The organism is Arthrobacter sp. FW306-1B-G06A (assembly GCF_058781765.1).
In genome coordinates, this window is record NZ_JBYSXB010000010.1 from 38,663 (window position 1) to 51,423 (window position 12,761).

A 12,761-nucleotide genomic window follows, 5' to 3' on the forward strand; every position below is an offset into this window, starting at 1 on the left:
TGGGAGCTTTCCTAGATCGTATGAGTGGACAACGCGGTTTCACGTGAAACAGTGGAATGAAGGACTTCGTCGTTGACCGATCCCGCGGGCCACGCAGGTGTGTGGACCCCTCGGCATCGGTCCTACCTTAGGAGACTCGACAGTAGTCCCCCTGTCCCCTTGCTCTTTGCCGTACTTTCCCGGCAATTGCCCCACCACTGCCCGGTTCCAGCTCAGCAACGGACCCCACGACTATCTATGCCGTCTCCCAAAAGAACTGCCTGTTTTGAAATTGAAATAGGTCACAAACGGCGGAGCCAAACTTAGGACAGCCGCCGCGCGTACAAGTGACCACCAATACCCCAGCAATCACCACCGGCGGCGAGGCTTTGGACCCAGGACCGTGTGCCCGAAGGCACGAAAAAGCCGGTGGCCTTCGCTCAAGAGCGAAAACCACCGGCCGAATCAGAGGCGCCCGCTAAGGGACGCCAGACGTCCTAGGACAGGACGGATTCAAATTCCTTTTCGAAGAACTGCTTCGGCTTGGCGCCGATCACCGTGCTCTTCACTTCTCCCCCACTGAAGAGGTAAACCGCCGGAATAGACGTGATGCCGTATTCAGCGGCGATGGCTGGGTTGTCGTCGACATTCAGTTTGACGACATCGACCTTGTCTCCGTACTGGACAGAGATCTCGTCGAGGATGGGACCCAGCTTGCGGCACGGGCCGCACCACTCTGCCCAGAAGTCCACAATGACCGGCTTTTCAGCGGCCAGGACGTCGGTGCTGAAACTGGCGTCGGTAACGTTTTTAGCGTTGCTCATAATTCTTTCCCTTCGAATGGATGGCTGCTGTGCCGATTAGGCGTGCAGGTTTGCAAGATAGTGCTCGACGTCCAGGGCCGCGACACAACCGGAACCAGCGGCTGTGATGGCCTGGCGGTAAGTGGGGTCCACTACGTCGCCGGCGGCGAAGACGCCCTTGATGCTGGTCTTGGAGCTGCGGCCGTCGACGGCGATGGTGCCTTCAGGAGCGAGCTCCAGCTTTCCCTTGACGAGCTCCGTGCGGGGATCGTTGCCGATGGCCACGAAAACGCCTGTGACGGCGAGTTCGGACTCGGTGCCGTCGACGAGGTTCTTCAGCTTCAAGCCGGTCACCTTGTCCCCACCGATGACGTCCTCGACGGCGGTGTTCCACACGAAGTTGATCTTCTCGTGGGCCTGGGCGCGGTCACCCATGATCTTGGAAGCCTTGAGGGTGTCGCGGCGGTGCACCACCGTGACGGACTTGGCGAACTTGGTGAGGAAGAGCGCTTCCTCCATGGCAGAGTCGCCACCGCCGATCACTGCGATGTCCTGGTCCTTGAAGAAGAAACCGTCACAGGTTGCACACCAGCTCACGCCGTGCCCGGAAAGACGCTTTTCATTCTCGAGGCCGAGCTCACGGTATGCGGAACCCGTGGAGAGGATGATGGCACGTGCCTTGAAGGTCTCCCCCGTGGCGATGGTCACGGACTTGATGTCGCCGTCGAGGTCCAGTTCGGTGACGTCCTCGAACTGGATTTCAGTCCCAAAGCGTGCCGCCTGCTTTTCGAAGCTCTCCATGAGATCAGGTCCCATGACGCCCTCGGGGAAACCGGGGTAGTTCTCGACGTCTGTTGTGTTCATCAGTTCGCCACCTGCAGTCACGGAACCGGCGATGAGCAGCGGGTTCATGTTGGCGCGTGCCGTGTAGACGGCCGCCGTGTAACCGGCAGGCCCTGAGCCTACGATGATGACATCACGTACGTTGGACGCGGTGTTTTCTGCGTTGCTCACTGGTGGGTGAACCTCTTCCTTAGTCGATGCACCGGATCCTTGCGGCCGGCCACATGGCACAACCCTATGTCGGCGCGGAATATTCCGATGTTCCCGGGGACCCTAATATCCGCCACCATTCAGGGTACCTTCCGGGAGCACAAGGCATCGAAGGAGCAAGGCTCCGTTACCGGAGTTGACGGCCGCCCGGGACGCACGCGACCCAAGCTCCCATCGGAAGCAAACGCCAGAGCGGTGACAAGCGGCCGAAGGGTCCTCCCGCCGTCGGCTACTGGACCTTGATCTCCGCAAGGCGCAGGCCGAAACCGTAGCGCGTCTTCGGCGCGGTCAGCTTGGGCAGGGACTTAATGGAGATGATGACGTATTGGGCCGTTACAGGGGAACTGAGCGGCATGGTGAGCTCCGGTGAGGTGAAGCTGTTGGTGCCAACCAATTTGGCGCCGTCCATAGCCGGACGATCGTTGGTATAAACGTTGATGTTTCCACCGGAAGCGCCCAACTGGCTCAATGTGACGGATGTCACTTGCGAGGGTGCCTTGAGCTTGACGAGCAGCGAAACTCCATCAGGAGCGAGTCCACCCCAGTCCGCAGTGGCGAACTCCATGTCCGACCAGTAACTCGCGGCATTGCCGTCGTAAGCCTTGACCAGGTCTTTGTCGTAGGTCGCAGCGAACTCGAAATCGCCCATGCGAGTGACTCCATCAATGGCCGGAGGCGCTGCGACCGGAGGTGCTGATGCGCTGCTGCTCGGCTGGCCGGTCACCGTTTGGGACGCTGTGGAGGATTGCTTGGCAGCGGGCGACCCGCCAGGGATCAGGTTGCCGAGGTTGGTGACAGCCAGGATCAAACCCACGATCAAGACGGCGGCAAGGACCCCGCCCACGAGCCAACGGAAGGAACGGGGCTCGCGTACTGGTTCCTCGTCGTAGTATTCGTCCTCGTCGAGCGGCTCTGCCTGCTCACGCGCAGTCGACGGGAAGCTCGATGCTCCTCGGCTGTACCCGCCGGTAGCGGCAGCCGCATCGCGGGAAGCGCCCGTACCGCGGGAGCGGGCGTCGTCGTTAACGAAGCCGTAGTCGTCTTCGGACCAGAGGGAGACCTTGGATTCCTGGGCGGGGTTCGCTGAGGTAGGCGCCGGAGGGGAGGACGCTTGAACAGCCTGCGTGGCAGGGGACGCCTGGATTTGCTGGGGAGCGGTCCGGTTAGACTCATCGGCCCGGTTCGATGGGGCGGCAGCCGAAGCGGATCCGGGCCCCCCGGAAGGTGCGGCTTCGACGTCGTCGCTGTTTGACTTGCCGGTGCCCTTAACGGCGGCCGCGGCCGCAGCGGCAGCCGCCCCTGCTCCGGCTGCCGCAGCGGCGATCCGGGAACCGATGCCTCCCGGGGCCGACGCCGGCCGGCTGGCGGGCATGGGAGGAACCACCGGGCGGCGCGGGTCCGCGGGTGACGCGGCGCCTGGTAGTGGTTCGCCGGCCGGATTCGGCTCGACCTCGTCGTAACTGATGTACTCGGCGTCGTGCTCTTCGTCGTCGTACAGTCCGTCGTAGGTCTCGGGCTCGTGGGACCGGGCCTGGCCGAAGATCTCGCTGCCGAGGGTGTCCGTGAAGAACGGTTCGACGTAAGGCGGGTTGGTAGCCACCACGAGGTCCAGCAGGTCAGGAGCGCTGCTGTGGTTGGTGATGAGGTACGTGGTGCTGTCGCTGACGCCGAGATCGAGGATCTGGACATGCCCGGGCCGTTCGCCAGTGGCTACCTCGCGGGCGCTCTTGGCAACCTGATCGGCGTTTCCGGGGCCCGCCACGAGGATGCTGACGGGTCTGTTGAGGACCTGGTCCACGCCGTCGAGCACCAGATCTTGGTCGTGCGAAGTCAACACGGTGGCTGTGACTTTGTAGCGGCCGCCAAGCACTGATCCGACATCGATCGGGTGGGACACGGGTTCCTCCTATGACTGTCCGGAAGCTGCGGGTCCTGAATACGGGATCCGGCCAGCCGGGTGACCCGTGGTCTGCAACTACCTGTATTAGTTTCTGATCCTAGCTGATTGGGCCGTTCTGGCTCCCGGTTTGCGAGGATGCGTCACCTTTTGCGGCGGGGTCCACCGCGGAAATAGGGGTTGTTTCCCAGCGTCCCCTGATAGGTGCGGCGGCCGGGCAACGGGATGCCTGGGCGGCCTGCGGCCCCCTGCGCGGTGCTGGGGATGTCTTCATCGGGCAGGTATGCCTTCTCGACGTCGGACCAAGCGTCCACCTTATCTTTCCCTTCGGCAGTAGCTCCATCGCGGACGTCATCCCACCCGTCCTTGGAAGGGATGGTCTGCAAGGCGGGTCCGGCGCGGAAGGATGCGGCGTCGAACTCGCCCGAGATGCGCGGAATGAGCCCGGTGTCGTCCGAAACGGTGGCGCGGACCGCCGTCGTGGGCTGCTTTCCGCCCGCGGACGGTGCCTTGGCGACCGGAACTCCCCGGCCGAGCCGGCCGAGCACCGGGCGGAGCAAATCGCGCAGCTCACTGACGTGGAAGACGCGCAGGAGGAACAGATACGCAACGAGCATGACGGGTCCGACGACGACCACCGTCACCAAAGCGGCGAGCCTGCTGCTCCAGGCGAAGCCGTCAGCGTGATAGCTGCCCAGGAGCCATAGGGCCAAGGCGCCAGCGATCGCCGATCCCAGAGCGGCGTAGCCCATGCGAATGTACGAGTTTGCGATCCGGGGGCCGTCCACGTGGCCGAGGAGGCGACGCAGGAACCAGACGCTGATGACCACGGAAAGGATATTGCCGAGCGTATACAGGACGGCGATCGCGAAGATGATCCGGCCCACCGGCAGGAACTGGATGATGAACGCGCCCACAACGTTGAGCAGGGCCAGCATGAGCTGGATGTAGAAGGGCGTCCGTGCGTCTTCGTTGGCGTAGAAGACCCGGGACATCATGAAGTTGGCGCTCATGAACGGCGTGCTCAGCGCGAGGATCGTCAGCGTCTGGGCGAGCATGACGCCGTCCTGGGGGTTCCCGCCGGAGAAGAACATGCCCAGCGGTCCGGCGAGGGCGAACAGGGCCAGTGCCCCGAAGACAGTGGCGACGGCCATGGTCCGCAGCCCGTGCGAAAGTGCTTCGCGGAGCTCGGCTTTGTTGCCTGCCTGGGAGGCGTGGGCCATCCGGTTGAACAGCACCGTGGCGAGCGACAACGCGATGATCGAGTGCGGGAGCAAATACAGCTGGCTGGCGACTTCCAGGACCGCGTTACCGGGGAGGGTGGCGGCAGCAGGGTCCCCTTCGTGCGCCAGGCGGAGCCGCTCGGAGCCGGGAATCGTGGCAATCCTCATGACGTAAAGGAAAGCGAGCTGCCCGACGGCGGCAGTCAGGAGCGTCCAGACGCTCAGTTTTGCTGCCTGGCCCAGTCCCACGCCCCGCCAGCCGAAACGCGGCCGGAGCCCGAGCCTCAGGCGGATCACCGGGACGAGGAGTATGGCGGTCTGCGCGATCACGCCGACGGTCGAGAATCCCGCGATCAGGAAGGTCTGGAAAGGTCCCCAATTGTCCAAAGTGTGGGGGTTGGTGATGTTGGCGCCGAGGATCCAGATGAACATGCCCAGTCCAGCGATGGCCACCACATTGTTCAGGATCGGCGCCCACATGGCGGGCCCGAAGGCGCCGTTGGCGTTGAGGACCTGGGTCAGGAGCGCATACAAACCGTAGAAGAAGATCTGCGGCAGGCAATAGAACGCGAAGGTTACGGCCAGCGATTTCTGCTGGGGTGAATAGCCCTGGGTCGTGAGGTCGATAACGATCGGCGCGGCCAGTGTGACCAGCGCCGTCAGCGCCAAGAGAACCAGCACCGCCAGCGTCAGGAGCCGGCTGATGTAGTCCGCGCCGCGGTCCGGGCCCTTGCTGGCTTTGATGATTTGCGGGACAAGCACGGCGTTGAACACACCGCCCGCCACCAGGAGGAAGATCAGGTTGGGCAGGTTGTTGGCGTTGATGAACGTGTCGTTAACCGTCGATCCCAGGCCCAGCGCGGCGCCAAGCATCCAGGTTTTGGCGAAGCCGAGGAACCGTGAAACGAGCGTCCCTGCGGCCATGACGGCGCTGGAACGGGTTTCTCCGGACTGGGTTGACTGGGTTGTTTTGGCGGCAGACATTGTCATTATCGTCCCATGAGCCGGGCTGCCTGATGCGTCAAGACCATATAAAAGGCCGCGTTAGAGGTGTTCGGGCAGGACTTCCCGGGCAAGATCGGCGATGCGCCGCTCATTGGGAAAGGACAACTTGCGGGCCAATTCCTGGAGCGGAACCCAAGCGGCATCGATGGCCTCTTGGTCGGGATCGTTCTCGATGGTCAGCTCTCCGCCCGTCGCACGCAGGAGGAAATGGTGCACCGTTTTGTGCACGCGGTGCCCGCTTACGGTGAACCAGTAGTCGATGCTGCCGAGCGGAGCGAGGACGTTGCCTTCGATCCCGGTCTCCTCCGCAATCTCGCGCACGGCTGCTTCTTCGTTGTTTTCCTTGCCCTCCGGGTGCCCCTTCGGCAGGCACCACTCGAGCCGGCCACCCCTATTAAGGCGGGCGATGATCGCAACCCTCAGTTCGCCGTCGGACGTGTCCACTACGACGCCGCCGGCGGAGACTTCTTCCACGGTCGGAAGGGCGGCCTGTGCCGGGTGCGGAGCGGGCGCGACGTGGGCACCAATTGCCGACGGCAATGGTGCGTTCGTCCTCCTGCCAGGAGCACTCGGGATCGGGTTGGCCATGAAGTCCACTCTAACGACTCTTGCCCGTTGGTGATGACCGGGACATGGACTCAGGGTGACGTGCGGATGGCGTTCGTCCGTGATCCCGGTGCAGTCGCCACGCAATCGCAGCGCAATGACAAGGATCCGGTGGGATGGCGCAGCGAAATCTGACAAGCTTAAGGAACTATGGCGCAAGTATTGGACAGTTCTTCAGTTAATTTCCAGATGGATCCAGTGGTCCTGGACCTCGGCCAGCGGTTTGTGGACGCTGGCTTCGAACTGTCGCTGGTTGGCGGGCCCGTGCGTGACCTCTTCCTGGGCCGTGTTTCGCCGGACCTGGATTTCACCACCGACGCCACGCCGGACCAGACCCTTTCCATCATCAAGAGGTGGGCCGACAATTTCTGGGAGATCGGCCGCGCTTTTGGAACGATCGGGATGAAGAAGTCCGGCTTCCAGATCGAGATCACCACCTACCGCGCCGAGGCCTACGACGCCGATTCCCGCAAGCCCGCGGTGGCCTTCGGCTCCTCGCTCCTGGACGACCTCCTACGCCGCGACTTCACCATCAACGCCATGGCGCTCCGGCTGCCTTCCTTGGAACTCGTGGATCCATTCGGCGGGATCCGCGACCTCCACGCCTCGGTGCTTGCTACCCCTGGCTCTCCCGAATCGTCATTCTCCGACGATCCCCTGCGCATGATGCGTGCTGCCCGCTTTGCCGCGCAGCTCGGCGTCGCAGTGCACGACGACGTCCGCCTCGCCATGTCCGGCATGGCCGAGCGGATCAAGATCATTTCCGCCGAACGCGTACGCGAGGAACTCGTCAAGCTCGTCAACGGTGCGCACCCGCGTGCGGGCATCGACCTCCTCGTGGAGACCGGACTGGCCGAATTCGTCCTCCCCGAGGTTTCAGCGCTGCGCCTTGAAGCCGATGAGCATCACCGCCACAAGGATGTCTACCAACACTCCCTGCAGGTCCTGGAGCAAGCCGCGTCGCTCGAGACGGGCCCGGACGGCCCGGTGCCTGGTCCGGACTTTGTGTTGCGCTTCGCCGCGTTGATGCACGACGTCGGCAAGCCGGCGACGCGCCGTTTCGAACCGGGCGGCGCGGTGAGCTTCCGCCACCACGACATGGTGGGCTCCAAGCTGACCGCAAAACGCATGAAGGCCCTGCGCTTCGACAATGACACCATCAAGGCCGTGGCCCGGCTTGTGGAGCTTCACATGCGTTTCTACGGCTACGGAGACGCGGGCTGGACCGATTCCGCGGTCCGCCGTTACGTCGCCGACGCCGGCCCCTTGTTGGAGCGCCTGCACCGACTCACCCGGTCCGACGTCACCACGCGTAACCAGCGCAAGGCGGAGCGGCTCTCTTTTGCCTACGATGACCTTGAGCAACGGATTGAGGTCCTGGCCGAACAGGAATCGCTCAATGCCATCCGGCCTGACTTGGACGGAGCGCAGATCATGGCTTTGCTGGGACTCAAACCCGGGCCCGTGGTTGGCCGCGCCTACAAGTTCCTGCTGGAGGAGCGCATGGAAAACGGTCCGCTGTCCCAGGAGGATGCCGAGTCCAAGCTCCTGGCGTGGTGGGCCGGGCAACCCGAGTCCGCCGTCAAACTTTCATCGGAACCAGCCGTCGATGCCAAAGCAGGCACCGCCGAACCAGAGGAGTCCTAAGTGAACCCTGCAGCCAAGCCTTCCCGGCCACAGCTCTGGATCATGCGTCACGGCGAGACCGAATGGTCCAAGAGTGGCCAATACACCGGTTTGACGGACCTTCCCTTGACGGTGGAAGGCGAACAGCAGGCGGTGGAAGCCCGCAAGATCCTGGAAGGCATCGACTTCGACCTGGTCCTGACATCGCCGCTGCGCCGAGCCCGGCGTACCGCGGAGTTGGCGGGCTTCCCCGACGCCGTTCATGAACCGCTCGCTGTGGAGTGGAACTACGGCGACTACGAAGGCATCAGCTCGGACCTCATCCGCAAAGACAACCCTGACTACCTCATCTGGTTCGACGGCGTTCCCAACGGCGAGACTCTCGACTCCGTGGCGGCCCGTGCCGACAAGATCATTGCCCGCGTCCTCGAGTCCGGAATGGACAACGTCCTGATTGTGGCCCACGGCCATTTCTCCCGCATCCTCACGGCCCGCTGGCTTGAATTGGATGCCCGGGAAGGACGCCATTTTGTCCTGGGAACAGCCAAAGTTTGTACCTTGGGATGGGACAAGCGGACGCCTGCCATTCTTCGCTGGGGACTGTAGAAAGAATTAATTTCTAAATTCTTTGTAATTGGCTGGTCAACAGTGCGATTCATGGTGTAACTTTATTTTTGATCCCAGAGCGATTCGCCGGGATTGAGGCGTGCACTATCCAGTCAGTCAACTGCGGTAGTGCCAAAGCAGAAAAGGAGGTTGGGAAAATGATTACTTTGACTAGCGGATGGAAGATGACCGTTGCTGGCACCCCGGCCTTTGCTGCTCGACGCCGTTTTGCGGCCTAACTCCCCCTGATGTACTTCCTCCCCTGATTCTTCGGGGCGGTTCACAGTGCAATCAGGCTTCGAGTCGGGCCTGCCATTGAGCGGTATCACGCGATCGACGTGGTGCGCAGTTTCCTCATAGTTCGGAACCAGCTTCTTGTTGGGGACGGCTGCCCCCTGGATACCAGGTACCGGAACTCCACGCTTCGGTACTGTTTACGGTCATTCGATAGATCCGCTTAATCCACCCACCATCGCCGGCATTCACATGCCTAATTCCGCCTTTGTTTTCTTCGAATTCAGGGGGGCTTAATTGTCATGCCCGAATTCCGGCAATTCTCTTCACTACGAAAGGAGGTGAACCTTGGCCAAGCGCCTCAAGGACCTGATGGTCTTCAACGGCAAGCCCGTCGTCAAAGACAAGACCCTCTTCAACGGACAACTGCTGGATCAACGCCGCGAAGATGTCTACGTCGTCCTGCACCAAATGGGCATCATCCGCTAAGTGTCCCCCACCATTGCACTTCAGGAGGGACTGATGGCACACATCGGACCGTTCGCCTCGGAAGCCCACGCGGCTATGCGTGGGCTTCCGCCTTTTAACGGGCCCGAGTTGGGACGGGCTGTCCTGGCCGGATCCCGTCCCCCGCGCCTGGCCGGATCCCGTCCCCCGCGCCTGCGCTAAGCTCGATTCCATGCAGGAGACGAAGCCGCACAGCCCGGAAAAACGTGCTCGCTTTGTGGTTCCCAGCCGTAGTGATTCCTTGCTCAGGAACTTCACCGAGTTGATCGGAGGACCCCTCGGGCAGCGGTCCTCGCCTGGAGCGGTCTCCCCGGGATTCTTCACGGTTGAACGGGTCCTGATTATCCTCACGATCGTTGCGGCACTCCTGTCGATACTGATCAAGGGCTATTGCCGCGTTAACGGCTGGCACACTCCGCAGCAGTTCTACGCCACCTGCTACTCGGATTTCCCCGAACTTTTCAGCAGCCGGGGCCTTGCAGATGGCGTGTTTCCGCTCTTCGACCAGAAGGCCCTCTTCGAATATCCCGTGATCACGGGGCTGATAGCGGGTATCACTGCATGGCTCGTGCCAGGGCGCGGTGCCAGCCCGGACCGGATCCTTGGCTATTTCGATGTGAATGCCACGCTGATTGCGGCCATGTGGATCGTGGTTGTCCTGGCCACCGCACGCATCAACCGGCGCCGGCCGTGGGACGCGGCCATGGTGGCCCTGGCGCCCGGGATTGTGCTGGCCGGAGTCATCAATTGGGACATGTGGGCGGTGGCCATGCTTGCGGTGGGGATGTACTTCTTCGCTAAGGAACGTCCCGTCCTGGCCGGTCTGTTCATCGGTTTGGGGACGGCAACCAAGCTCTATCCGCTGCTCATACTGGGCGCAGTTCTTCTGCTCGCGCTACGCACCGGCCGGCTGCGGGTCCTGTTTGTGACCACCCTGGCCGCGACGGTGGCTTGGTTGGCAGTCAATGTGCCGGTCGCAGCGGTCAATCCGGCCGGCTGGCGCTACTTTTTCGACTACACCCGCGATCGCCCCGCGGGTTACAGCTCGCCCTGGTTCGCCTACAACCTCGTTGCGGAGCGACTTCAACTGGTGCAGCTTGGCCCGGAAGCCATCAATGCCCTGGCGATGGACATGTTCCTCATTGCCTGCGTTTTGATTGCTGGATTGGCGCTGACAGCGCCACGGCGCCCGCGGCTAGCCCAGTTGACGTTCCTGATAGTGGCGGCCTTCATCCTGAGCAATAAGGTCTATTCGCCGCAATATGTGCTCTGGCTAGTGCCATTGCTGGCTTTGGCGAGACCCAACTGGCGCGATTTCCTGCTCTGGCAGGCCGCCGAGGCGTTGCATTGGACCGCCACATGGATGTATCTGGGCCAGACGAGCAGCGGCGGGGCCGCGCAGAACAATATCGATATGCCGTATTACGTCATGGCCGTGATGCTACACATGGCCGCGACGGCATATTTGATGCTGCGGGTTGCGTGGGACATCTGGGAACCCCATCTGGATCCCCTCCGAGTCCAGGGGGTGGATGATCCTCACGGTGGTGTGTTCAACGGGGCCCAGGATTGGTTCCGGATAGACCTCAAGAGTCCGGCGGCATCAGTGCTGCCTTGGCGGAGGGCGACTGTGCTCTCGGGTGCGTCCCGGGCGACTGACCACGCCGCGCCGCCCGGGCACGACTCAGTGCCGTCTACGCACGGCGAGGCCGAACGCGATGGCTGAGGTCGCCGTCGTCGGCTCCGGACCGAACGGCTTGGCCGCAGCGGTAGTCATGGCCCGCGCGGGACTGGCTGTACGGGTCTACGAGGCCGCCGAGACGATCGGTGGGGGCACGCGGACGGCAGAACTGCTGGAACCGGGGCACGTCTACGACGTCTGTTCCGCGGTCCATCCGATGGCGCTGGCTTCGCGTTTCTTCCGGGAATTCGAACTCGAGCGGCGCGTGGAGCTGCGTTTGCCTGAGGTCCAATACGGAACTCCGCTCGACGGCGGCAGGGCAGCCCTCGCGTATCGCTCACTGGAGCGGACCGCTTCTGAACTCGGGGCCGACGGAGCTGCGTTTACCCGCCTGATGGGACCGCTGGTGGAGCGGCTCGTCGGGGTGCTGGACGTGACGCAGAACCAATTGCTGCGGATGCCTGCCGATCCGGTGGCGGCGTTGCGACTCGGCCTTGCAACCTTGGAGCAGGGTTCGCCGTGGTGGAACCGGCGCTTCGCCGGGGATGCGGCTCCCGCACTCCTGACCGGGGTCGCGGCGCACGCCGTCGCTCCCCTGCCTTCGCTCGCTGCCGCGGGGGCGGGACTCCTTCTGGGTGGGTTGGCTCATGCCGGCGGGTGGCCCATTCCCGTTGGTGGCTCCGTTGCTATTGCGGAGGCCATGGTCCGGGACATCGAGGCCCACGGCGGAGTGATTGAAACCGGGGTGCAAATAGACGCACTGCAAGAGTTGCGTCCCGCGAAGGCGATCCTGCTGGACGTTGCGCCCCCAGGACTGCTGCGCATGGCGGGTGCGGCGCTTCCCGATCGCTACCGGCGGTCGCTTGAAACATTCCGTTTCGGGAATGCAGCGTGCAAGGTCGATTTCATCCTGTCCGGGCCCGTGCCTTGGGCAGCTCCGGGGCTGGCAGCCGCCGGGACAGTGCACGTGGGTGGCACGCGCGCCGCCATGGCCGAGGCCGAGAACTTGGTAGCGGCCGGCCGGCATCCCAAGAAGCCTTACGTCTTGGTGGCCCAGCCCTCCATCGTGGATCCCGGGCGGGCTCCCGTTGGGCGGCACATTCTCTGGTCCTACTGCCACGTACCCAAGGGTTCGACCACGGACATGGCCGAGGCGGTCATGTCCCGGATCGAGGAATTCGCGCCGGGCTTCCGCGACGTGGTGGTTGGCTGGAAGACGACGACGGCGGCAGGCTTGGCCGGCTACAACGCGAACTATCTAGGCGGCGATTTTAGCGCGGGCGTTATGGACATTCGAGGGCTCGTGCAGCGTCCCGTGCTCTCTCCGGTACCGTGGCGGACCCCTTTGCCGGGGGTGTATTTGTGCTCCTCGTCCACGCCCCCAGGACCCGGAGTAACAGGAATGCCCGGGTATCACGCTGCCAAATATGCCTTGAAGGACATGTTTGGACTGCAGGTACCCGGGCTGGGTTTGGGCAGGTAACCCCTCGACGCTCGCTCACGTATCTGCCCTTTTTCCTCGACGCTCGCTCACCTATGCC

The 12,761-nt window shown here is 63.0% G+C and carries 10 protein-coding genes; 5 read left to right on the top strand and 5 right to left on the bottom strand.

Annotated elements, in window-relative coordinates; translation table 11 throughout:
* Positions 1-476: 476 nt before the first annotated feature.
* The 5 genes from trxA to AC3WJM_RS07340 all read right to left on the bottom strand — a co-directional run bounded on the left by trxA (position 477) and on the right by AC3WJM_RS07340 (position 6,500).
* Positions 477-803, bottom strand: a complete 327-nt coding sequence (gene trxA / locus AC3WJM_RS07320) for a thioredoxin (protein ID WP_059388860.1) — start codon at positions 801-803, stop codon at positions 477-479.
* Positions 804-839: 36 nt separating this feature from the next.
* Complete coding sequence (gene trxB, locus AC3WJM_RS07325) at positions 840-1,796, bottom strand: thioredoxin-disulfide reductase (protein WP_492271505.1); 957 nt, start codon at positions 1,794-1,796, stop codon at positions 840-842.
* 268 nt (positions 1,797-2,064) lie between these two features.
* Positions 2,065-3,732 (bottom strand): ABC transporter substrate-binding protein, encoded by a 1,668-nt coding sequence (locus AC3WJM_RS07330; RefSeq protein WP_306963421.1) that lies wholly within the window; start codon positions 3,730-3,732, stop codon positions 2,065-2,067.
* Between the two features lie 143 nt (positions 3,733-3,875).
* Positions 3,876-5,939 carry a murein biosynthesis integral membrane protein MurJ gene (gene murJ / locus AC3WJM_RS07335; protein WP_306963492.1) on the bottom strand — a complete coding sequence of 688 codons (2,064 nt, stop codon included), beginning with the start codon at positions 5,937-5,939 and terminating at the stop codon, positions 3,876-3,878.
* Between the two features lie 60 nt (positions 5,940-5,999).
* Positions 6,000-6,500 carry an NUDIX hydrolase gene (locus AC3WJM_RS07340; RefSeq protein WP_059388857.1) on the bottom strand — a complete coding sequence of 167 codons (501 nt, stop codon included), beginning with the start codon at positions 6,498-6,500 and terminating at the stop codon, positions 6,000-6,002.
* 216 nt (positions 6,501-6,716) lie between these two features.
* Between AC3WJM_RS07340 and AC3WJM_RS07345 the strand changes: the two genes are divergently transcribed.
* The 5 genes from AC3WJM_RS07345 to AC3WJM_RS07365 all read left to right on the top strand — a co-directional run bounded on the left by AC3WJM_RS07345 (position 6,717) and on the right by AC3WJM_RS07365 (position 12,703).
* On the top strand, positions 6,717-8,213 hold the full coding sequence (locus tag AC3WJM_RS07345; RefSeq protein WP_492271506.1) for a CCA tRNA nucleotidyltransferase: 1,497 nt from the start codon (positions 6,717-6,719) through the stop codon (positions 8,211-8,213).
* On the top strand, positions 8,214-8,798 hold the full coding sequence (locus AC3WJM_RS07350) for a histidine phosphatase family protein (protein WP_059388855.1): 585 nt from the start codon (positions 8,214-8,216) through the stop codon (positions 8,796-8,798).
* 582 nt (positions 8,799-9,380) lie between these two features.
* Positions 9,381-9,521 (top strand): hypothetical protein, encoded by a 141-nt coding sequence (locus tag AC3WJM_RS07355; RefSeq protein WP_172465581.1) that lies wholly within the window; start codon positions 9,381-9,383, stop codon positions 9,519-9,521.
* A gap of 190 nt (positions 9,522-9,711) precedes the next feature.
* Positions 9,712-11,265, top strand: coding sequence for a glycosyltransferase family 87 protein (locus AC3WJM_RS07360; protein ID WP_492271507.1), 1,554 nt, complete (start codon positions 9,712-9,714; stop codon positions 11,263-11,265).
* Positions 11,258-12,703 carry a phytoene desaturase family protein gene (locus tag AC3WJM_RS07365; RefSeq protein ID WP_492271508.1) on the top strand — a complete coding sequence of 482 codons (1,446 nt, stop codon included), beginning with the start codon at positions 11,258-11,260 and terminating at the stop codon, positions 12,701-12,703. Before AC3WJM_RS07360 ends, AC3WJM_RS07365 begins: the two co-directional genes overlap by 8 nt.
* Positions 12,704-12,761 lie beyond the last annotated feature (58 nt).